General features: G+C 63.0%; 16 protein-coding genes. 11 read left to right on the top strand and 5 right to left on the bottom strand.

What is annotated here, in order from left to right; genetic code table 11:
* Positions 1-96: 96 nt before the first annotated feature.
* Positions 97-2,964 carry a valine--tRNA ligase gene (locus V1273_RS17565; protein ID WP_334384234.1) on the top strand — a complete coding sequence of 956 codons (2,868 nt, stop codon included), beginning with the start codon at positions 97-99 and terminating at the stop codon, positions 2,962-2,964.
* 169 nt (positions 2,965-3,133) lie between these two features.
* On the opposite strand, the gene V1273_RS17570 is transcribed toward V1273_RS17565, so the two are convergent.
* Positions 3,134-5,440, bottom strand: a complete 2,307-nt coding sequence (locus tag V1273_RS17570) for a glycoside hydrolase family 113 (RefSeq protein WP_334382234.1) — start codon at positions 5,438-5,440, stop codon at positions 3,134-3,136.
* 545 nt (positions 5,441-5,985) lie between these two features.
* A complete protein-coding gene (locus V1273_RS17575) occupies positions 5,986-6,786 on the bottom strand; it encodes an AraC family transcriptional regulator (RefSeq protein WP_334410372.1) in 801 nt (266 codons plus the stop codon).
* A gap of 320 nt (positions 6,787-7,106) precedes the next feature.
* On the opposite strand from V1273_RS17575, the gene V1273_RS17580 reads away from it, so the two are divergent.
* The 3 genes from V1273_RS17580 to V1273_RS17590 are packed head-to-tail and all read left to right on the top strand — an operon-like array spanning position 7,107 to position 10,833.
* The gene (locus tag V1273_RS17580) at positions 7,107-7,742 is read left to right on the top strand and encodes a (2Fe-2S)-binding protein (RefSeq protein WP_334410374.1); all 636 of its coding nucleotides are present in this window, start codon (positions 7,107-7,109) and stop codon (positions 7,740-7,742) included.
* Positions 7,743-7,744: 2 nt separating this feature from the next.
* Positions 7,745-8,722 (top strand): FAD binding domain-containing protein, encoded by a 978-nt coding sequence (locus tag V1273_RS17585; protein WP_334410376.1) that lies wholly within the window; start codon positions 7,745-7,747, stop codon positions 8,720-8,722.
* Complete coding sequence (locus V1273_RS17590; RefSeq protein ID WP_334410378.1) at positions 8,719-10,833, top strand: xanthine dehydrogenase family protein molybdopterin-binding subunit; 2,115 nt, start codon at positions 8,719-8,721, stop codon at positions 10,831-10,833. Before V1273_RS17585 ends, V1273_RS17590 begins: the two co-directional genes overlap by 4 nt.
* 1,003 nt (positions 10,834-11,836) lie before the next feature.
* On the opposite strand, the gene V1273_RS17595 is transcribed toward V1273_RS17590, so the two are convergent.
* On the bottom strand, positions 11,837-12,442 hold the full coding sequence (locus tag V1273_RS17595; RefSeq protein WP_334362518.1) for a DNA-3-methyladenine glycosylase: 606 nt from the start codon (positions 12,440-12,442) through the stop codon (positions 11,837-11,839).
* Between the two features lie 154 nt (positions 12,443-12,596).
* Here V1273_RS17595 and lipA point away from each other — a divergent pair, with 154 nt between their 5' ends.
* From lipA to V1273_RS17615, 4 genes are all read left to right on the top strand, one after another.
* The gene (gene lipA / locus V1273_RS17600) at positions 12,597-13,556 is read left to right on the top strand and encodes a lipoyl synthase (protein ID WP_334382231.1); all 960 of its coding nucleotides are present in this window, start codon (positions 12,597-12,599) and stop codon (positions 13,554-13,556) included.
* Between the two features lie 9 nt (positions 13,557-13,565).
* On the top strand, positions 13,566-14,039 hold the full coding sequence (locus tag V1273_RS17605; protein ID WP_065744589.1) for a type II toxin-antitoxin system RatA family toxin: 474 nt from the start codon (positions 13,566-13,568) through the stop codon (positions 14,037-14,039).
* A 64-nt stretch (positions 14,040-14,103) separates the two neighbouring features.
* A complete protein-coding gene (locus V1273_RS17610; protein ID WP_334410380.1) occupies positions 14,104-15,018 on the top strand; it encodes an NAD(P)-dependent oxidoreductase in 915 nt (304 codons plus the stop codon).
* A gap of 109 nt (positions 15,019-15,127) precedes the next feature.
* Entirely contained in the window at positions 15,128-16,801 is a 1,674-nt protein-coding gene (locus V1273_RS17615) for a thiamine pyrophosphate-binding protein (protein ID WP_334410382.1), read from the top strand.
* 7 nt (positions 16,802-16,808) lie between these two features.
* Here V1273_RS17615 and V1273_RS17620 read toward each other — a convergent pair whose 3' ends face one another.
* Complete coding sequence (locus tag V1273_RS17620) at positions 16,809-17,411, bottom strand: CinA family protein (RefSeq protein WP_334410384.1); 603 nt, start codon at positions 17,409-17,411, stop codon at positions 16,809-16,811.
* Position 17,412: 1 nt separating this feature from the next.
* Complete coding sequence (locus V1273_RS17625; protein WP_334410385.1) at positions 17,413-18,609, bottom strand: bifunctional 2-C-methyl-D-erythritol 4-phosphate cytidylyltransferase/2-C-methyl-D-erythritol 2,4-cyclodiphosphate synthase; 1,197 nt, start codon at positions 18,607-18,609, stop codon at positions 17,413-17,415.
* Between the two features lie 285 nt (positions 18,610-18,894).
* On the opposite strand from V1273_RS17625, the gene dusB reads away from it, so the two are divergent.
* The 3 genes from dusB to ntrC are packed head-to-tail and all read left to right on the top strand — an operon-like array spanning position 18,895 to position 22,523.
* Positions 18,895-19,896 carry a tRNA dihydrouridine synthase DusB gene (gene dusB, locus V1273_RS17630; RefSeq protein WP_334412231.1) on the top strand — a complete coding sequence of 334 codons (1,002 nt, stop codon included), beginning with the start codon at positions 18,895-18,897 and terminating at the stop codon, positions 19,894-19,896.
* Complete coding sequence (locus tag V1273_RS17635) at positions 19,893-21,068, top strand: two-component system sensor histidine kinase NtrB (RefSeq protein ID WP_334362524.1); 1,176 nt, start codon at positions 19,893-19,895, stop codon at positions 21,066-21,068. Before dusB ends, V1273_RS17635 begins: the two co-directional genes overlap by 4 nt.
* Before the next feature lie 9 nt (positions 21,069-21,077).
* Positions 21,078-22,523, top strand: coding sequence for a nitrogen regulation protein NR(I) (gene ntrC / locus V1273_RS17640; protein ID WP_334362525.1), 1,446 nt, complete (start codon positions 21,078-21,080; stop codon positions 22,521-22,523).
* The last annotated feature ends 44 nt before the right edge of the window (positions 22,524-22,567 follow it).

Consider the following 22,567-nt stretch of genomic DNA (forward strand, 5'->3'; position numbering starts at 1 on the left):
AACCGGGCGCTACCACGTTGATTTGATTCACATTCTATGAGCGGACCGGCGACGGATTTGCTCAAGAACGCCCTCTACATCCCCAATTGCAGTGCCATGATCGAGAAAAACTACCAGCCCGCCGATATCGAAAGCCGCATGTCCCGGATCTGGGAGGAAAGCGGCGCGTTCAAGGCCGGCCGCCCGGAACGGAAAGATGCCGCGCCGTTCACCATCGTGATCCCGCCGCCCAACGTGACGGGCTCGCTGCATATGGGCCACGCGCTGAACAATACGCTGCAGGACATTCTCTGCCGCTTCGAGCGCATGCGCGGCCGCGACGTGCTGTGGCAGCCGGGCACCGACCATGCCGGCATCGCGACCCAGATGGTGGTCGAGCGGCAATTGATGGAACGGCAGGAGCCGGGCCGCCGCGACCTCGGCCGCGCCAAATTCCTCGAGCGGGTCTGGCAGTGGAAGGCGGAGAGCGGCGACACCATCGTCAACCAGTTGAAGCGCCTCGGCGCCTCCTGCGACTGGTCGCGCGAACGTTTTACGATGGACGAGGGGCTGTCGCGCGCGGTCGTGAAGGTGTTCGTCGAGTTGTACCGCGACGGCCTGATCTACAAAGACAAGCGGCTGGTGAACTGGGACCCGAAACTGCTCACCGCGATCTCCGATCTCGAGGTGCAGCAGGTCGAGGTCAAGGGAAGTCTCTGGTATCTGCGCTATCCGATCGGGGGCAAGACATTTAGTCCCGACGATCCCACGACCTTTATCGTGGTCGCGACCACGCGTCCCGAAACGATGCTGGGCGACACCGCGGTTGCCGTGCATCCGGAGAACGAGCGGATCGGGCATCTGATCGGGCAGCATGTGATTCTGCCGCTGGTCGGCCGCCGCATCCCCATCATCGGCGACCACTACGCCGATCCCGAAAAGGGCTCAGGCGCGGTCAAGATCACGCCGGCGCACGATTTCAACGACTTCGAGGTCGGCAAGCGTCACGGCCTGCCGCAGATCAACGTGTTCGATCGCGAGGGCTGCTTGGCCCTCGTCGACAATGAGGATTATCTGCGAAGCTTGCCGGAAGGCGCGCTGATGCTCGCGGAAGAGCTGCACAATGTCGATCGCTTTGCCGCGCGCAAGAAGATCGTGGCGCGGCTGGAAGATTTCGGCTTCCTGGAAAAGATCGAACCGAACACGCACATGGTGCCGCATGGCGACCGCTCCGGCGTGGTGATCGAGCCCTATCTGACCGACCAGTGGTATGTCGACGCCAAGACAATGGCGCAGCCGGCGATCGCGGCCGTGCGCTCGGGCGCGACCAGCTTCGTGCCGAAGAACTGGGAAAAGACCTATTTCGAATGGATGGAAAACATCCAGCCCTGGTGCATCTCGCGCCAGCTTTGGTGGGGCCACCAGATCCCGGCATGGTACGGGCCCGACGGCAAGGTGTTTGTCGCCGAGACCGAAGACGAAGCCGTTGGCAACGCACTCGGCTACTACGTCGAGCAGGAAGTCATCACGCCGGAGCAGGGCCGCGAGATGGCGCTGGATCCCGCCAAGCGAGAGGGCTTCATCACGCGTGACGAGGACGTGCTCGACACCTGGTTCTCATCAGGGCTATGGCCGTTCTCGACGCTCGGCTGGCCCGACGAAACGGCGGCAGTGAAGCGCTATTACCCGACCAACGTGCTCGTTACCGGATGGGACATCATCTTCTTCTGGGTCGCCCGGATGATGATGATGGGCCTGCACTTCATGAAGGACGCGCCGTTCTCGACCGTCTACATCCACCGCCTGGTTCGCGACGAAAAGGGCGCGAAGATGTCGAAGTCGAAAGGCAACGTCATCGACCCCTTAGGCGTGATCGACGATTTTGGCGCGGACGCGCTGCGCTTTGCGCTGGCGCGCGGGGCGGCTCACAACCACGACATCAAGCTGTCGCCGCAACTGGTCGAAACCAATCGCAATTTCGCGACCAAGCTCTGGAACGCCTGCCGCTTTGCCGAAATGAACGGCTGCGAGAAGCCGGACGGCTTCGATCCTGTGAATGCCAGGGAGACGCTGAACCGCTGGATCGCGCATGAAACCTCGCGCGCCACGCGTGAGGTGACCGAGGCGATCGAGGGCTATCGCTTTAACGATGCGGCGAATGCGATCTATCGTTTCGTCTGGAACGTCTATTGCGACTGGTATCTCGAACTCGCAAAACCGGTGCTGATGGGCGAGGAGGGCGCGGCGAAAACCGAGACCCGCGCCATGATCGCCTGGGCGCGCGACGAGATTCTCAAATTGCTGCACCCGTTCATGCCCTTCATCACCGAGGAGCTCTGGGCGGTTACGGCCAAGCGCGACGGCCTGCTGGTGTTGGCGGAATGGCCGCGCAAGGTCAGTTCGGTTACTGCCGAGCAGATCGCCGCGATGGCGATGGCAGGGCCCGGCGATCCAGTGATTGCGCCGGCCATGGTCGCGCTCGATGCCGGCGATTTCAGCGATCCGGCCGCCGAGGCCGAAATCGGCTGGGTGGTCGATCTCGTCACCGCCATCCGTTCGGTACGTTCGGAAATGAACATCCCGCCGGCCACGTTGATCCCGTTGGTGCTGTCGGGGGCGTCCGAGGAGACAAAGGAGCGGGCGCAGCGCTGGAACGACATCGTCAAGCGGCTGGCGCGGCTGGCCGAGATCACGTTTGCCGACCGCCCACCGGAAGGCGCCGTTCAGTTGCTCGTGCGTGGCGAGGTTGTCGCTCTGCCGCTCAAGGGCGTGATCGATCTGTCGGCCGAAAAGGCCCGGCTCGACAAGGAAATCGTCAAGGCCGACGCCGACATCAAGCGCGTCGACGCCAAGCTCGGCAACGAGAAATTCGTGGCCAATGCGCCCGAGGAGATCGTCGAAGAGGAAAAGGAAAAGCGCGAGGCGGCGGTCGCGCGCAAGGCAAAGCTGCAGGAAGCGCTGGAGCGCTTGAAGCTGGCGTCGTAGCGCGCCAACCGCACGTCATTGCGAGGAGCAAAGCGACGAAGCAATCCATCTATCCGTTATGCCGCGATATGGATTGCTTCGCTTCGCTCGCAATGACGACGGAGGGTTCTCCGTCATCGTCGAGCACTCCATCGATGCTGGACCGGCGTCAGGACCATCCCGATAAGCCTCACACGAACAGAAAATCGCCGGCGTGGAGTTGGCTCATTGTCTTGTCCTGAATCTCGATCGCATTGTTGGCGTCGACCGTGATCACGACGCTGGTGCCGACCTCGGCCATGTGCGATTGGAGCGCGCTGAAGTCGGCAAACACGGTTTTGCTGAACTGAATGATATCCTGCACGCCATCGGTGTTCTGGAAATCGGCGACGGTGTCCTTGCCGAGGCCGGGGGCGAACACGAACGTATCGTTGCCGGTGCCGCCGGCCAGATAATCGTTTCCGCCAGCGCCGATCAGCCGGTCATTGCCGCTGCCACCGTACAGGAACTCGCTGCCCGTACCGCCCTGCAAGCTGTCGTTGCCGTCGTCTCCAAACATTTGGGTTGCCGCCGGGCCGCCTTTGAGCTGGTCGTCGCCAGCGTTGCCGTGCATCGTATCCAGTCCGCCGCCGCCGGAGAGATAATCATTGCCGTCACCGCCATTCAGGACATTGGCTACCCAGCCGCCATAGAGCTGGTCTCCGCCGCTGCCGCCGTCGAGCAGGGCGCCAGTATCGCCGGTGCTGGCCTTGATGACGTCGTTGCCGTCGTCGCCATAGAGCTGATCGGTCGCCGTGGTGATGCCGGCGCCGCTGTTGATGGTGTCGTCGTCTGCCCCGCCGCGGATCACATCCGCACCGGGACCACCATTGATGGTGTCGTTGCCCGCGCCGCCCTGGATCGTGTCCGTCCCGGCGCCGCCGTTGATCACGTCCTTACCTATTCCTCCGTCGAGGCTGTCATTGTCCGTCGACGAACCGAAGAACAGGTCCTGATGGCCGGTCATGTCATAGTGGATGGACTTGTTCTGATAGAGGTTCCATGTTCCCGGCGAACTTGGATTGACGCCTTCCGACACGGCAAGATGCTCGCCGTTGACGGTGATGTCCTTGATATAAAGGTTGCGGTCGCCATTGGCGTTGGCGATATCGTTGATGAAAGCGAGATCGAGGCTGGAGACGGTAGCCGGGTTGGCGAATGTGAATGTAAAAGTCTGGAAACCCGAAGGATCGGTCGCGCCGCGGAATTCGACCGTGCTGCCGATCTGCTGCCCGTTGATCAGGAGCTGCATTTTGGCGCCGACGCCGTCGACGACGGAGCTGTAGCCCGTCACCGTGACTGATGTCTCCGTGAGTTTCGGAATTGTATCGGGGCCGCCGGTAATGGTGTCGTCGCCCCCGTCTGATTTGATCGTGTCGTTACCGACCCCGCCCGACAGCACGTCATTGCCGCCGCCGATATCTATCAAATCGGCGGAGGGAGAGCCCGTTAGGGTTTGGCCGGGCGGCTGGTGCTGACCTCCGTACCATTCGGTAATCAACCCCTGTGCAGGCTTGCCTGAGGGTGAATAGCCGATCGGGGAATACTTGTTGTTCGTATCCCAGTTCCAGATCGACGCGCCCCTGAACCAGCTTCCGCCTTCCGATCCCCACACCTGAAAGAAGGCATTGAAGGCATCGTATTGCTCCTGGACATCCTGCGTCGTGCTCTCGGCCCAGCCGCCCGGACTGATATTGGTTCCGTCGACACTGCGGTAGCCCGTTTCGGTGAAGAACACCTGCTTGCCGTACTGCAAGGCAAGGGAATGGAAGAAATCGACCGGCGACATGTGGTTCATCACCTTCGCCCAGTAGTCGTCGGTGGACATGGTGTTCCACGCATTGACCATCTCCTCGACGGTCGGGTCCGTTTTCGTCGTCAGCGGCGGATAAGCATTGATTCCGATGACATCGACCTTGTCCCAAAAGCTGACGCTGATGGCTTCGTCGGTCGCGGCCGCATAGGTGATCTCGCCCTGGAACACGGCGCGTACGGAATCGATGAGGTCGACCCAGTAGCTTCGATATTGGGGTCCGGATAGTTTGCCCAGCTCATTGCCGATCACAAACATGCCGACGCCTGCTTGTTCGGCGAGCTCCGCCATGTGAACCATTTGGTTCTTGTAGGAAGCAAAGAAAGCGGCGGGATCGCTCGGATTGAGCACGTATGCAAGCGAGCCATCGAGAGCCGAGACCATGGGCTTCAGCGTGACCGAAAGGCCGAGCGCCTGTGCATTTGCAATGGCCTGCAGAATATTGGCGTCGCTCTCGGTCTTGTTGGGATCAGCGACGACGTCATTCGACGTCCTGGTTTGCATAAAGAGCCGCGGAGCGAGCTCGATCGAATTTGCATTCGTACCCGCGATCGCCTGCATGGCGGCGAGCGCGGAACCGGCGACGAATGCACCATTGTAGTTGGAGAGAAATCCAAATCCTTGAACAGGAAACACGCCGGCCATCTACAGCTCCTTTTCTTTTGAAGTTTTCTGTTGCTGGTTGGAGGCGCGCCGCCATTTGCGCAAATTCACCACTCTGCGTGTTCCGCGCGTTCGACGCAGCACAATTTGTGAGCACTTCACTGCGCAAAGCGAAACACACTTACGTACTCAACGTGGGCGTGTCGTGACGGGAATAAGTCGATGTTGCGATTGTTGATGAAGCGATGCGAGTCGTTACGGCGATGTTACCATTTCAACTCAATTCGAAACGGCCTGCTCAGGAACTTCGATTCATTCAACTGACAACGCCATCGGCAGTTCCGCTGTCTTGGTGTGTGCCCATCCCACGCTTGCGATGATGTCGCGTTTTGCTCGAGCATGCATACGGACGTCCGCCGGAGCGGACTCTGGCAGTTGGCAAACCTGTCAAGTTGAGGAAGTCTTGGTCTGGCGCATATAGCTTAGAGACGTGCAGCTATTCCGTCCCGCGCAGCAAGCGTTGACCAGCGTCACGACGTTGGGCCGGGTTGCGGTGGACGGGCGTCTTGCGTGTCATGGCTATCACACTATCGATACGAGCGCCGCCACTCGCCTGGAGCTACACCCAGTGCTCTCGAGAAGGTGCGAGTGAAGTGACTTTGGTCTGTGAAGCCACAGCGTTCGGCAATTGTCTCAAGTGAGAGGGTCGAATTTCGGAGCAAATCTTGCGCGAGTTCGATCCGCCGTGCCAGTAGCCACTTATGTGGCGGCACCCCAGTCGTTATACGGAAGGCCCGGGCGAAGTGGCTGCGCGACAAACCACACTCGCGCGCGAGGTCGACGACACCAATCTTTCCATCGATGTGCGCCAGCAACATTTCCTTGGTCCGCCGCTCCTGCCATGGAGCAAGCCCGCCCCGGATCGGGTGAAAGACCATAGGGTTTTCGCCATAGAACGCCGTCAAATGCGCGAGAAGCGCCAGCGCGACATAGTCGACAAATAGCTGGCTCGCAGCATCGGGCCGCTCGAGAGCCGGGAGCAATCCTTCTCCCAGGTTCTTGATGACGTGGTCCTCGAAAGCCAGCCCTCTGCGAGCCCGAAGCGACCCGACCGGACGGAGTTCGTGCTCCTCCTGGAATCGATCGAGAGCTTCGCGCGAAGTGTACATCGAAATGCAATCCGCTGCCCCCCCATACGTCAGAGCCTCGTGCTGCTCATTGCGATCGAGAAGGAGAAATTGTCCGCTGTCGATTGGCATCCGGGGCACCGGCCGGCCATCGATCCAGTATGGGCAGGGGGGCAGAGGTTGCCGGTGCAAACAGATCATGTAACCGGCCTTGCGCTCGAACCGGAACGGTGTCCCGGCCTCGGATTCGCGCCAGAACATCCGTGTGGCCGTGACTTCCGCCATTTTGCAAGGCGCGCATGACAAGCGCGGGTGATTGATTGAGCTCGACGGGACTAGCAGGACGCCGCCCGAACGTCCCAGTCATCGGAGTGCTCCACAATGATTGAGGGCAATGAAAGTCTCAGCTTCGCTGAAAGGTATGACACTTCCGTACAAAATGCAGCACTCCAGTCACTAGCGCATGAACGGCCACGCCGATATCTGCTCCATCTCCTCGGTCGCACCGACTCTCGCTGAACCAATACCGCCCGCGAGTGCACCGCTGACACCGCCAACCGCGGCGTGACGTAGGAGACTGTATGAATACATATGAGCAGGCGAGCTTAACACCTGACCCGGAAGCCGGCCATGATGACGGCCGGCGCGAATTGTCGCGCCGTTCGGTCCTGATTATTGCAGGGGGAGCCGCCTCCCTCGCCGCTCCGGGAGTTGCCGCACAATCGACACCGCCCGGAAGGTCTCGAAACGTGTCGACGGCATCGGTCCAATTAATAGTCAACGGCAAACCGCATCAGCTCGAAGTCGATCCCCGCCGCTCGCTGCTCGATGTGCTGCGCGAGACGCTCGATCTCACCGGCACGAAGAAAGGGTGCAATCAGGGCGCCTGCGGTGCTTGCACCGTCCTTCTCAACGGCAGGCGTATCGTCTCCTGCCTGACGCTGGCTGCGATGCATGAGGGGGCTGAGATCAAGACGATCGAGGGCCTTGAAACGAATGGCGAGCTTCATCCGCTCCAGGCTGCGTTCGTCGAGCGCGACGGTTTGCAGTGCGGCTTCTGCACCCCCGGACAGATCATGTTGGGAATAGGCTGCATCGCAGAAGGCCATGCAGGTTCGCCGGATGAAATCAGGTTTTGGATGAGCGGCAATATCTGCCGTTGCGGTGCCTATCCGGGCATCGTCGCTGCGGTCGCCGACGCTGCCAAGAGGGCCTGACCATGCTTCCATTCACGCTCGAGAAGGTGACCTCCGTCCAGGCCGCCATCGCCGCCGCATCGTCCGGCCGACGTTTCATCGCCGGCGGCACCACGTTGATCGACCTGATGCGGGAGGAGGTGGAGCAGCCGGAACACCTCGTCGACATCAACACGCTCCCGCTCTCCGAAATCCGCATCGAGGGCTCCGATCTCGTGATCGGCGCGCTCGCCCGCATGGCCGATATTGCCGCCCACCCCGACGTACAACGCCTGCACCCGCTCGTCGCCGAAAGCCTGATCGAGGGCGCCTCGCCGCAGTTGCGCAACATGGCTTCCATCGGCGGCAACCTGCTCCAGCGCGTGCGCTGCCCATACTTCCGGATGCACGACGCGTCCTGCAACAAGCGCACCCCGAACTCCGGCTGCGCCGCGATCGATGGCCTCAATGCCGGCCACGCCATTCTCGGCACGAGCAATCATTGCGCGGCAACGCATCCTTCGGACGTTGCCGTCGCGCTGGTCGCGCTCGATGCCACGATGCAGGTGAGGGGGCCACAGGGCGAGCGCAGCTTTCCGGTTGAGGAGCTGTTTCGCTTGCCGGGCGATACGCCGCATCTCGAACACACGCTGCTGCCTGGCGAGCTCATCCTCGCGGTGCGGGTCCCCGGCGGTCCGTTCAGCCGGCGGGCGCGCTATCTCAAGGTGCGCGACCGCGCTTCTTACGAGTTCGCGCTCGTATCCGCCGCCGCCGCACTCGATGTCGGGGACGGCTTGATCCGTCAGGCGCGGCTCGCTGTCGGCGGCGTGGGCACTCGGCCGTGGCGCCTGCGCACGGTGGAGAAAGCGCTGATCGGCAAGGCTCCGGATCGCAAAATCTTCGAAGCCGCCGCCCGGCTGGCGCTCGAAGGAGCCCGTCCGTTGTCGGGCAATCATTACAAGCTCGAACTGCTGCCCCGGACGATCGTCCGCGCTCTTGAAATGTCGGGAGAAGCCGCATGACGACGAACGTGATCGGAAAGCCGCTGCCGCGCGTGGATGGTCGCGCCAAGGTCACGGGCGCGGCGCGCTATGCGGCCGATTTCAACCAGGGCGGCCAGGCCTATGCGGTGATCGTCGGTGCCACGGTGGGGCTCGGCCGCGTGACCGGTATCGAGACCGCGCCGGTTGAGAAGATGCCGGGCGTCGTTGCCGTCATCACGCATCGCAATGCGCCACGCCTGCCATACGCACCGCACAAGAGCTATATCGATCCGGCGACAGGCGAGCGGCTGCATGTGCTGCAAGACGACCAGGTGCGCTTCTACGGGCAACCGGTAGCGATCGTCGTCGCCGATACCCTCGACCAGGCGGAGCGCGCGGCTGCGGGGCTGCGCATCTCCTACACGGCCGAGCGGCCGCTCGTTGATCCTGCCGACCCAAAAGCCCGACCTGTCGTTCCGGAAGCTGGGAAGCAGCCGGATGCGAGGCTGCCGGCCGACACCGCGCGCGGCAATGCCGACAGCGCGCTCGGGGACGCGCCGGTGAAGGTCGACGAGGTCTATGAAATCGCGCGCGAGAACCATAATCCAATGGAGCCGCACGCCACCGTCGCGGCCTGGAATGGCAATCGGCTGACGCTGTGGAGCAAGAGCCAGTTCGTCGTCAACGAACAGGCCGAGATCGCAGCCGTGTTCGGCCTGCCGCCCGAGAATGTACAGGTGATCTGTCCGTTTATCGGCGGTGCCTTCGGCACGTCGCTCAGGACGTGGCCGCATGTCACGCTTGCGGCCATGGCGGCACGACAGGTGGGACGTCCCGTCAAGCTCGTACTCACGCGCAAGCAGATGTTCTTCATGACGGGCCATCGGCCCCGCACCCTGCAGCGGATGGCTCTAGGCGCCACGGCGGATGGCAAGCTCACCAGCATTGTGCACGAAGGCACCGGCGAGACGAGCCGCTATGAAGAGTTCATGGAGGCCCTGACTTCGGTCACGAGCTTCCTGTACTCCACGCCGAACGTGCGGACCCGCTACCGGCTGCTGCCACTCGATATCGGCACCCCGAACCATATGCGTGGCCCCGGCGAGGCAAGCGGTGTCTTTGCGCTCGAATGTGCCGTGGATGAACTGTCGTACAAGCTCGGAATCGATCCGATCGATCTGCGGCGTCGCAACGAGCCGGCAATCGATGAGGGCGAGAACAAGCCGTTCTCCAGCCGGTCGCTGATGAAATGCCATGATCTCGCCGCCGAACGTTTCGGCTGGTCGCGGCGGTTACCCGAACCGCGTTCGATGCGCGATGGCCGGCTGCTGGTCGGCATGGGCGTGGCATCGGCGAGCTATCCGGCCTTCCATGCGCCCGCGAATGCGCGAGCGCGGCTGCTCCCGGACGGCACCGCCGAAGTTGAGGTCGCAGCAAGCGACATGGGCCCCGGCACCTACACGTCGATGACGCAGGTTGCCGCCGAGACGCTGGGGCTGCCTGTTGAACGGGTGCGTCTGAGCCTTGGCCGCTCTGACTATCCGCCGGCTCCATCCCATGGTGGCTCATGGACGATGGCCTCGGTCGGCTCTGCGATCCGCGCCGCCTGCATGGCCGTGCAGGAGGAAGCCGCAAAGCGCCCTCAGGACGGCCGACCCATCGAGGCTACGGCTTCGGCTCAGCGCGATCCCGATGTTGCGGCCCGATTTTCGATGCACTCCTTTGGAGCCGTATTTGCGGAGGTGGCCGTCGATCCCGATGTCGGCACGATCCGGCTGCGCCGCGCCGTGGGCGCCTATGGCATCGGCCGCGTCGTCAATCCGCGACTTGCGAGGAGCCAATGCATAGGCGGCATGATCGGCGGGATGGGCATGGCGCTGATGGAACGCACAGTCCTCGATCCGCGCGACGGCCGCCCGGTCAATGCCCATATGGCCGATTACCTGCTGCCCGTGAATCTCGACATTCCCCAACTTGAAGCGCACTTCGTCGAGGAGATCGATCCACACGTCAACGCCCTCGGCGTCAAAGGCCTCGGCGAGATCGCGCTCGTCGGCATGGCCCCCGCCATCGCCAACGCCGTGTTTCACGCCACCGGCAAGCGCGTGCGGACCTTACCGATCCGGATTGAAGATGTGCTGACGGTGTAGCTCCGTCCTGAGTGGCCGGGTCCGCTGGTGCAACTACGGTGATAGCACACAATCTTGCATCGAAGGTCCGGCAGATCATCCGATGGGGCAAATCACTTCTGATTTTCAGAAATCAGGTCAAGCCCTGGAATCAAAAATATTCCGCTTCGCGCCAGACCCAAATCACCGGTAAAACTCCCGCCATCCCGTCCCGAGAGAGGGGCGTTGGCCATCGTCACGAACGTTGGGACGGGTTGCGGTGGACGCGGCAGCGTCGGGCGCGTGGATGTGGTCGCAGGGCGGTTTTGCCGTGAGCGGACACAGCGCGCAGGACGTACGGCGCTTAAACGCCTCCGTCCGAATTTTGGCAGGCACGCACTTGGCCGGTCGGAATCTCTGGCAGAGGAAGCTGCGTACGGCAAAACCGTGTGGTCCTGGCACCCGTGGCTGGTGTCAAGCTGGCGGAGGTTTGCAGCGCTCAACCGAGTCATGCGAGCCGTCAATTCGTCAGTGATGGAGGCAAAAGGAATTCGTCTCCAGGGAGAGCGCGGCATAAGACGTAAACCCATCGCGCAGGGAATGCCGGGATGCTCCGGCTGTACCTGTATGCTCGTGTGCGCATTCTTGAAGTGCACCTTGCACACGAGACCGCGGGTGCAGCAAAGCACCCGGCATTCCCTGCGCCCTCTCACTCTTTGGGGGGCGAACGATTTGCAAAAGCTCGGGCGCATCGTGTCGCGAGAACGCCGACACGCATTCGCTGTCATCGCCCGGCTTGACCGGGCGCCCAGTATTCCAGAGACAGCGATGATTGAACCGATAGGCCGCGGCGTACTGGATCCCTGCCTTCGCAGGGATGACGATGGTGTTTTGTGTTGCTATCTCCACGTCATTGCGAGCCACCCGGTCGGCGCGAAGCGCCGCCGGATGACAGGCTCCGCGAAGCAATCCATTTTCACCTCATGCTCAGCGCGATGGATTGCTTCGCTGGCGCTCGCAATGACGGCCGAAGGAGAATCCGTTGTCAAAACGGTTTGCTCAAAAACCTCGACCCCTTCAATCCGTAGCGCCATGGCAGATCGACCGCTTTGGTGATGCCGATCCGCACGCCTGCGGCAATGTCGAGTCTGCCCATGCGTGCATGCAACGCAAATGGCGGCACGTCGAGTGGCAGTTCGTTATGCTTGATCGTAATCCCGAGCGCTTCGCAGAGCTTGCCCGGCCCCGAACACAACGCGCGCTCATCCTGCTGGCCGCGGCGGCGGCGCATCGCGGCAATGCCGTGGGTCGGCTGCAGCGCGCGTATCAGGACGGCGCTGGCCGAACCTTCCTCTTCGCAGACGAAATTTACGCACCAGTGGATGCCATAGGAGCGGTAGACATAGGCAAAACCCGGCGGGCCGAACATCACCCGGTTGCGCGGCGTCGGCCCGCGAAACGAATGCGCGGCCGGGTCCAGATGGTGATAGGCCTCGACCTCGACGATGGTGCCGCCGACGCCGTCGACCAAGAGCGTCGCGCCGATCAGGTCGGGCGCGACCTCATGCACGCTGCGGTCGAAAAACGAGCGTTTCAGCGGCTTGCCGAGCCGGAGGGCGGCGCCGCTGGCAGGCTTGGAGTTTTGAACCATTTTCAGGTGAGAATCGTTCGCGGAACAGGTGAAATTCGTCATTATCTTGCACGATCTGCTAGGTTTCGCGAGCTAGCTTGTGGTTTTCCGCAACAGAGTTGCAGCCGTCGGCGACACGGATTAGCTAGGTATTCTCGTAACATCCGGACTTAACATGGTCGTTCTCGTCGATACCGTCTCCCTGAACCAGGTTCGCCCGCGTCACCCCGAAAAGGTGAACCGGCCGGATGCGCTGTCGCCGCCGAAGCCGGACTGGATCCGGGTGCGCGCGCCGAACACTCGCGGCTATGCCGACACGCGAAAGATCGTCAAGGAAAACGGCCTCGTCACGGTGTGCGAGGAGGCCGGCTGCCCGAATATCGGCGAGTGCTGGGACAAGAAGCACGCCACCTTCATGATCATGGGGGACACCTGCACGCGGGCCTGCGCGTTCTGCAACGTCAAGACCGGCATGCCCGGCGCGCTCGACGCCAATGAGCCGGAACATGTCGCGGAGGCGACCTTCAAGCTCGGGCTGACCCACGTCGTGGTGACCTCGGTCGATCGCGACGACCTCGCCGACGGCGGCGCCGAGCACTTTGCGCAGACGATTCGCGCCATTCGCGCACGCTGCCCGACCACGACCATCGAAATTCTGACCCCCGACTTCCTGCGCAAGGAAGGCGCGCTGGAGGTGGTCGCGGCAGCGAAGCCCGACGTATTCAACCACAATCTGGAAACCGTACCGGCGCGTTATCTCACGGTACGCCCGGGCGCGCGCTACTTCCATTCGATCCGGCTGTTGCAGCGGGTCAAGGAGATTGATCCCACGATCTTCACCAAATCAGGCATCATGGTTGGCCTCGGAGAGGAGCGCCACGAGGTGCTGCAGGTGATGGACGATCTGCGCTCCGCGGACGTCGATTTCCTGACCATCGGGCAGTATCTGCAGCCGACCCGCAAGCACCACGCCGTCATGCGCTACGTGACGCCGGACGAATTCGCGGGCTACGAGAAGGTCGCTTATACCAAGGGTTTTCTGATGGTGTCGGCCAGTCCGCTGACCCGCTCGTCGCATCATGCGGGTGAGAATTTCGCCAAGCTCAGGGCGGCGCGGGCTGCGCTACACGGTTGAGCGCGTCCAATGCCTCGCTTTTCCAGCAAGCGCCGGGTTCATCATACCGCGTCGCATATGTTCGATCTGGTCGCCGATGTCGAGCGCTATCCGGAGTTCGTGCCGCTGTGCCAATCGCTGAGGATACGGCAGCGGACGCAGAAAGCTGACGGCACTGAAGTCGTCGTCGCCGACATGACGGTATCATTCAAGCTGGTACGGGAGTCCTTCACCAGCCGGGTGACGCTGGACCGGCCGAACCTGAAAATCATGGTCGAGTATTTGAAGGGCCCTTTCAGCAATCTGGAAAACCGCTGGACGTTCGAACCGAAATCCGAAACCGACTGTGACGTCGGATTCTTCCTGTCCTATGAATTCAAGAGCCGGATGCTGGCGATGCTGATGGGGACGATGTTCGATACGGCCTTCCAGCGTTTTGCCGCCGCGTTCGAAAAGCGGGCGGACGTGATTTACGGGAAGCCCGCCACCGGGACCCGAAGCTAGTCTCCGCAACTCGGCGCGATCGGCTTTCGGAAAAATTCCAGGAAACAACAACGGAACGGTTGAAATGACGACATTCGAGCGCGTTGGCTTTATCGGCCTCGGTGGAATGGGACGGGGCTTGGTCAAGAACCTCGTTGCCAAGGGCGTGGCGGTCGCCGCCTATGATCTCAACCCGGCGGCTGTGGCCGTTGCCAAATCGTTTGGCGCGACCGCTGCCAGCGGTCTTCAGGAAATTCGCGACAACTGCCGCATCGTCATGATTTGCGTCAACGAGGCCGAGGATGTCGAGGCGTTGATGACTCGCAGCGATGGGCTGCTTGCCAGTCCGGCGCCGGGATTCATCATCGTGGATCACACCACCGGCAGCCCGCAGATGGTCGCAAAGCTCGACCGCATGGTGCGGGCAGCCGGCGGTCGGTATGCCGAAGCACCGATGACGCGAACCCCGAAACACGCCGACATCGGCAAGGTCAACGTACTGTTCGGCGGCGAGCGCGACCTGCTCGACGACCTCAGGCCCTATTTTGAGCTCTATGCCGAAAACATCTTCCACATCGGCCCATTGGGACACGCGATCCGCCTCAAGCTCATTCACAACTATATCGCCTTCGCCAATGTGGCGGCGTGGTGCGAGGGGTTTGCGCTCGCGGCCAAGGACGGGCTCGACCTCTCGCAACTCATCCGCATCATCTCGGCAGCCGGCGGCAAGAGCGGCATGCTCGATCTTTACGGCCAGGCCACGCTCGATGGCGACTTCACCCCGCTGATGTCACTGGCGAACGCCCGCAAGGACGTCCGCTATTATGCGCGCTGGCTGGAGGAGGCGGGTCTGCCCGGGTTCATGGCTGAGGCCGTGCACCAGACCTACCGGCAGGCGGCACTGCTCGGGCACGACGGCGAGTCCTGCACAGCCGTCATCAAGGCTTACGAGGCCGTGACTGGCGTGGACGCACGGGTGCGGCCGAAAGACCAACAATAGGGAAGATGCCGAGCCGCATATCTGATTTCGCAGGAAACCGGTTGCTGGTGCCGACGCCATTCATTAAGCCGGGTCCAAATCCGTGATCCCGCAACAGAGGGACGAGACGATGGACGTAAATCTTCGAACCGGTGGCCACATTCTCATCGAGCAACTGGCCTTGCACGGTGCCGACACCGTGTTCGGCGTGCCCGGTGAAAGCTTCCTGGCTGCCCTCGACGGCATATACCAGAGCCAACGCGTGCGGTTCATCAACGCGCGGCAGGAGGGCGGTGCGGCCATGATGGCAGAGGCCTATGGCAAGCTGACGGGACGGCCCGGCATCGTGTTCGCCACCCGCGGCCCCGGCGCCACCAATGCGTCCTCCGGCGTCCATGTCGCGTTCCAGGACTCGACGCCGCTGATCCTGCTGCTTGGCCAGGTCGGACGCGACATGATGGAACGCGAGGCGTTCCAGGAAATCGATTATCGCCAGATGTTCGGGCCGATGGCGAAATGGGTCGCCCAGATCGATGATGCGCGGCGGATTCCCGAGTTCATCTCGCGCGCCTTCTTCACCGCGACCTCGGGCCGTCCCGGCCCGGTCGTGCTGGCGCTGCCCGAGGACATGCTCACCGACACCGCGGAGGTGGCGGATGCGCCACCTTACAATCCGATTCCGGTCGCGCCCGATGACGGCGCCTTGCGGCAATTCCATGCGCTGCTGTCGGAGGCGAAGAGGCCATTCCTGATCGTCGGCGGCGGCGGATGGAGCGATCAGGCTCGCCGCGATCTCGAAACGTTTGCCGCTGCGCACGAGGTTCCGGTCGGCGTCTCGTTCCGATGCCAGGACTATTTCGACAATCTGCATCCGGCCTATGGCGGCCATGTCGGCATCGGTCTGGACGCAAAAATTGCCGACCGGATCCGAACCAGCGATCTGGTGATCGCGCTTGGCGCGAGGCTGGGGGAGGCCACCACATCCGGCTACACGCTGTTCGATATTCCGAAACCGAAGCAGCCGCTGGTTCACATCTATCCCGACCCGGAAGAGATCGGCCGCGTCTATTCGCCGACGCTCGGCGTGGTCGCGAGCAGCGCGGCCTTTGCAGCCGCCATCAAGCGGCTGGAGCCGAAGCATCAATCGCGCGCCCACTATGTCAAGGCGGCGCATGCCGACTACCTCGCCTTTACCGAGCCGACCCGCTCGCCCGGCGACGTGCAGCTCTCGCAGGTCGTGCGCGGTTTGAGCGATCGCTTGCCCCATGACACCATCATCTGCAACGGCGCCGGCAATTATGCCGTCTGGGTGCACCGTTTCTGGCGTTATCGGCAATTTCGTACCGAACTGGCGCCGACCTCGGGATCGATGGGCTATGGCTTGCCCGCGGCCGTTGCCGCCAAGCTGCTGCATCCGGAGCGAACCGTGATCGCGTTCGCCGGTGATGGCTGCTTCCAGATGACCGGGCTGGAGTTCATGACCGCAGTCGAAAACCGGCTGCCGCTGATCGTGATCGTCTGCAACAACGGCATGTACGGTACCATCCGGATGCACCAGGAGCGGACCTATCCGGGCCGTGTCTCCGGCACCGATCTGGCCAACCCCGACTTTGCCGCACTGGCACGCGCCTGTGGCGGCTTCGGCGCATATGTCGAGCGTACGGAGGATTTCGCGCGCGCGTTCGACGAGGCTGTCGGCAGCGGACTTCCGGCCATCATCGAGCTTTCGATCAGCCCAGAGGCGTTGACGCCGGTGAGCTCGCTGAGCGAAACGCACGCCAAGGCTTTGGCCGCGGCGGTTTGATACTGGTTTATGGCCGCGTCGGCCGGCGCCGTTTAACGGCGCTGCGCCGCGGCGTACGGGCCACCCGTGGGCGTAGCCGGCTCATCGTTTCGCGTCGCGGTTTGGCGGAAGCTTGCGGTCCGCGGGCGAGCTCCATCAGCATGCGCAGCGCTTCCACCACCGAACGCTGGCGGACGGTGGTGCGGCCAATGGCGCCAAAGCGGAATTCGCGGTGCAGGATCTTGCCGTCGCGCGATGCGACCGCGAAATGCACGAGGCCGACCGGCTTGCCCGGCGTGGCCCCGCCCGGACCCGCAATGCCGGTGATGGATACCGCGAGATCGACGCCGGCCTTTTCCAGCGCGCCGACTGCCATTGCAGTCGCGGTTTCCTTGCTGACTGCGCCGAAGGTTGTCAGCGTCAAGGCTTTGACGCCGAGCATCGCGCGCTTGGCTTCATTGGAGTAAGTAATGAAACCGCGGTCGATGACATCAGAAGAGCCGGGAATGTCGGTGAGCGCGCCGGCCACTAGGCCTCCTGTGCAGGACTCCGCGGTGGCGATCGTCAGCTTGCGCATCCGGCACAAATCAAGCAGCGAGCGGGCGAGGGCGCGGGCGTCGCTGCCGCTCATCTTACTCGCTCCAACCTTTATCGTTCCAAGGCAGGCGGATGGTAGCGCTCGCGGTTGCGGCGATGCCTTCCTCGCGGCCGGTAAAGCCGAGCCGTTCGCTGGTCGTCGCCTTCACCGCAACGCGGGAGATGTTGAGCCCGGTGATCTCGGCGATGCGGGCGCGCATGACATCGCGCAGCGGCCCGATCTTCGGGCGCTCGCAGATCATCGTGACTTCGAGATTGGCGATTCGTCCGCCCCGCGCGGTGACGCGATCGACGGCGTATTTGAGGAATTTGTCGGACGCTGCACCCTTCCACTGCGGATCACTCGGCGGAAAGTGCGAGCCGATATCGCCATCTGCCAGCGCACCGAGGATGGCGTCGACCAGGGCGTGCAGGCCGACGTCGCCATCGGAATGGGCGAGAAAGCCTCTGACGTGCGGCACCCGTACGCCGCAGAGCATCAGATGATCACCGTCGCCGAAGGCGTGCACGTCGTAGCCGGTGCCGGTCCTGATGTCGCCGAGCTGGGCGGCGAGCCGAGCTTCTTCACGAATGAAATCTTCAGGCGTCGTCAGTTTCATGTTCGCAGGATCGCCTTCAAAGGTCGCCACCGTCAATCCCGCCCATTCCGCGAGCGCCGCATCGTCGGTGAAATCGCTGCGGCCGTCGCGCGCGGCGCGGCGATGGGCATCGAGAATGACATCGAAGCGAAACGCCTGCGGCGTTTGCGCGATTCGCAACCATGCGCGTTCGGGCGTCGCCTCGACGTGACCGGCATCACCGACCTGCTTGATCGTATCGGTGACGGGAATTGTCGGAATAGCAGCGCCCGTCCGACCGGCGGCATCGATCGCACGCGAAATTACCGCGGAGGTCACAAAGGGACGCGCGGCATCGTGGATCAGGACGATATCGGGCTTCTCCGCAGCCAGCGCCTCGAGTCCAGCATGCACCGAGGCCTGACGGGTGGCTCCGCCACTTGTGGGAGGTTGATGGCGCAGTCCTGCGACGGCTTCGTTGAAGATGGCGGCGTCATCGGGATTCACCACCGGTTGCACGGCGAAGATGTCTGGATGCCGGCTGAACGCTTGCATGGCGCGGAAGATCACCGTCTGCCCACCGATCTCGCGATATTGCTTGGGTCCCCCGGCGCCGGCGCGAAGCCCGCGTCCGGCTGCGACGAGAATGGCTGCGGTACGCTCAGGTCTGGGCATCTGGACTCAAATACGAACGAATTAGGGGTGGTGAGGAGGGCGGGTGTGCCGGCGCACAGCCCTTACCATGCCGACTGAGGAAAAACAGAGCGATTCCCACGAGCTGTGGGAAAAGCGGTTTTTGTTGCAGTGCACTTGCGCAAATGATAGATCTGTCTAAAGTGTAGGCAAGAAGCTTGACTGCCCAAGATTTGTGCTCACAATATGCGCCGACGGTTGCAATGACGCCGCCGCCCCAACCAAGAGAACGCCGTGACCGGCCCGGAAAGTTCACGCTCTAAGCCGTTGAAAATAGGCGAGATTGCTGTCGCCAACCGGGTCCTTCTGGCGCCGATGTCCGGCGTCACCGATGCCCCCTTTCGACGCCTTGCCGCCACGCTCGGCGCCGGACTGGTCGTCTCCGAGATGACCGCCAGCGACGAACTGGTGCACGGCAGGCCGATGTCGATTCTGCGCTGCGAGACGGCCGGTGTCGGACCGCATGTCGTTCAGCTCGCGGGCTGCGAGGCGCATTGGATGGCGGAGGGGGCGAGGGTTGCGGAGGCTGCCGGCGCCGACATCATCGACATCAACATGGGCTGTCCGGCGCGTCATGTCACCGGCGGCCAGTCCGGCTCGGCGCTGATGCGCGATCTCGATCATGCGCTCAAGCTGATCGAAGCCACGATCGCGGCGGTCAAGGTGCCGGTGACGCTGAAGATGCGGCTCGGCTGGGACGATCGCTCGCTCAACGCGCCCGAGCTGGCGCGCCGCGCCGAAGCCGCCGGGGTGCAGATGATCACCGTGCACGGGCGCACGCGCTGCCAGTTTTACAAGGGCGTCGCCGATTGGGTCGCCGTGCGCGCGGTCAGGCACGCGGTTTCCGTGCCGCTCGTCGTCAACGGCGACATCACCTCATTCGAGCAGGCGGTCCGCGCGCTGGAAGTGTCGGGCGCGGACGCCGTGATGATCGGGCGCGGTGCGCAGGGCCAGCCCTGGCTGCCGGGCCAGATCGGCCGTCGGCTTGAGACCGGACAGGCTGAGACTGCGCCGTCGCTGGCCGAACAACTCGCGCATGTGCGCGCACTCTACGACGAAATCTGCAGCCATTACGGGCTGCGCATCGGGCTCAAGCATGCGCGCAAGCATCTCGGCTGGGCGCTGGAGGTGGCGGCGCAATGCAGCCGCGCACCGGTGGAGACGCTGAAGGGCTGGCGGCAAAAGATTCTGACGTCGGAGGATCCGCACCGCGTCCACCGCTCGCTGCAGGACGCGTTTGACGATTTCTCATGGAGTGCTGCTGCATGAATTCAGCCGCAGAATATCGCCGCGCCGTGCCCTCCGAAAGCGAGGCCATTCTCAACGCGCTGCCCAACCCGGTACTGCTGGTGGCGCCGGACGGCCGCATCGTCGACGCCAACATCGCTGCCGAATCCTTCTTCGAGATTTCGACGCAGTTCCTGCGGCGGCAGTCGCTGAAAGAATTGGTGCCGTTCGGGAGTCCACTGCTGGCGCTTATCGACCAGGTGCGATCGAGCAGCTCGCCCGTGAACGAATACAAGGTCGATCTCGGCACGCCCCGCATCGGCGGCGACCGCCAGGTCGATCTGCACGTGGCCCCGCTCACCGAACGGCCCGGCCACATCGTCGTGATGCTGCAGGAGCGCACCATCGCCGACAAGATGGACCGTCAGTTGACGCATCGGAGCGCGGCGCGCTCGGTAATCGCGTTGGCCGCGATGCTGGCGCACGAGATCAAGAACCCGTTGTCGGGCATCCGCGGCGCGGCGCAATTGCTGGAGCAGGCGGCCTCGTCCGAAGACCGCATGCTGACGCGGCTGATCTGCGATGAGGCCGACCGCATCGTCACCCTGGTCGACCGCATGGAAGTGTTCGGCGACGACCGCCCGGTGGCGCGGGGGGCAGTCAACATCCATTCCGTGCTCGACCACGTCAAACGGCTGGCGCAGTCCGGCTTCGCCCGCAACATCCGTTTCATCGAGGAATATGACCCGTCGTTGCCGCCGGTGTTGGCCAATCAGGACCAGCTCATTCAGGTCTTCCTCAATCTCGTGAAGAACGCCGCGGAAGCGGTCGCCGATCTCGGCAGCGATGCGGAAATCCAGCTCACCACCGCCTTTCGTCCCGGCGTCCGCCTATCGGTGCCGGGCAAGAAATCGCGGGTATCGTTGCCGCTGGAGTTCTGCGTCAAGGACAATGGATCCGGCGTGCCGGAAGACCTGCTGCCGAACCTGTTCGATCCCTTCGTGACGACGAAGCAAACCGGGAGCGGGCTCGGTCTCGCGCTGGTTGCCAAAATCGTCGGCGATCACGGCGGCATCATCGAATGCGAATCCCAGCCGCGGAAGACGACGTTCCGGGTGCTGATGCCGATGTTCAATCCCGCCAAACAGTTCGACCAAAGCAACCGCGACGGCGTTCCGGGTACGCTGCCGCCTGCCTCACAGGACGCAAGATGAGGAATAGCAATGCCCGCAGCAGGTAGCATACTCGTTGCCGATGACGACACCGCCATCCGCACCGTTCTGAACCAGGCTCTTTCGCGCGCCGGATATGAAGTGCGCCTGACCGGGAACGCCGCGACGCTGTGGCGCTGGGTGAGCCAGGGGGAGGGCGATCTCGTCATCACCGACGTGGTGATGCCAGACGAGAACGCGTTCGATCTCTTGCCCCGCATCAAGAAGATGCGGCCGAACCTTCCTGTCATCGTCATGAGTGCCCAAAACACCTTCATGACGGCAATCCGGGCGTCGGAACGCGGCGCCTATGAATATCTGCCGAAGCCCTTCGACCTCAAGGAACTCATCACCATCGTTGGCCGCGCATTGGCCGAGCCGAAGGAGCGGGTGACGAGCGCCGCGGACGAGGGTGAATTCGATTCGATTCCCCTGGTCGGCCGCTCGCCGGCGATGCAAGAGATCTACCGGGTGCTGGCGCGGCTGATGCAGACCGACCTCACGGTGATGATCTCCGGCGAGTCCGGCACCGGCAAGGAACTGGTTGCCCGCGCGCTGCACGACTACGGCAAGCGCCGCAACGGCCCGTTTGTCGCCGTCAACATGGCGGCGATCCCGCGCGATCTGATCGAATCGGAGTTGTTCGGCCACGAGCGCGGCGCGTTCACCGGCGCCAACACTCGCGCCTCGGGCCGGTTTGAACAGGCCGAGGGCGGTACGCTGTTTCTCGACGAAATCGGCGACATGCCGATGGAGGCGCAGACGCGGCTGCTGCGGGTGCTGCAGCAGGGCGAATACACCACCGTCGGCGGCCGTACCCCGATCAAGACCGACGTACGGATCGTGGCGGCAAGCAACAAGGATTTGCGCATCCTGATCCAGCAGGGTCTGTTCCGGGAAGACTTGTTCTTCCGCCTGAACGTGGTGCCTCTGCGCCTGCCGCCGCTGCGTGAGCGGATCGAGGATCTGCCCGATCTTATCAGGCATTTCTTTTCGCTCGCCGAAAAGGACGGTTTGCCGCCGAAGAAGCTCGACACGCTGGCGCTGGAACGGCTCAAGCAGCACCGTTGGCCTGGCAACGTGCGCGAGCTCGAAAACCTCGCGCGCCGGCTGGCCGCGCTTTATCCGCAGGACGTCATTACGGCCTCGGTAATTGATGGCGAACTGGCGCCGCCGGCCGTCACCTCGGGCGCCAACGCCCCGATGGGCGTCGAAAACCTCGGGGGCGCGGTCGAGGCCTACCTGTCCTCGCATTTCTCGGGCTTTCCGAACGGTGTGCCGCCGCCGGGCCTCTACCACCGCATCCTCAAGGAAATCGAGGTACCGCTGCTCACCGCGGCGCTGGCGGCCACGCGCGGCAACCAGATTCGCGCGGCCGATCTGCTCGGCCTCAACCGCAATACGCTGCGCAAGAAGATCAGGGATCTCGATATTCAGGTCTACCGGAGTGGCGGTTAGGGATTGCTAAGCCCATCCGCCGGCCAATGCTTGTTCACCCGCGA

Source organism: Bradyrhizobium sp. AZCC 1721, assembly GCF_036924715.1.
Lineage (GTDB): Bacteria > Pseudomonadota > Alphaproteobacteria > Rhizobiales > Xanthobacteraceae > Bradyrhizobium.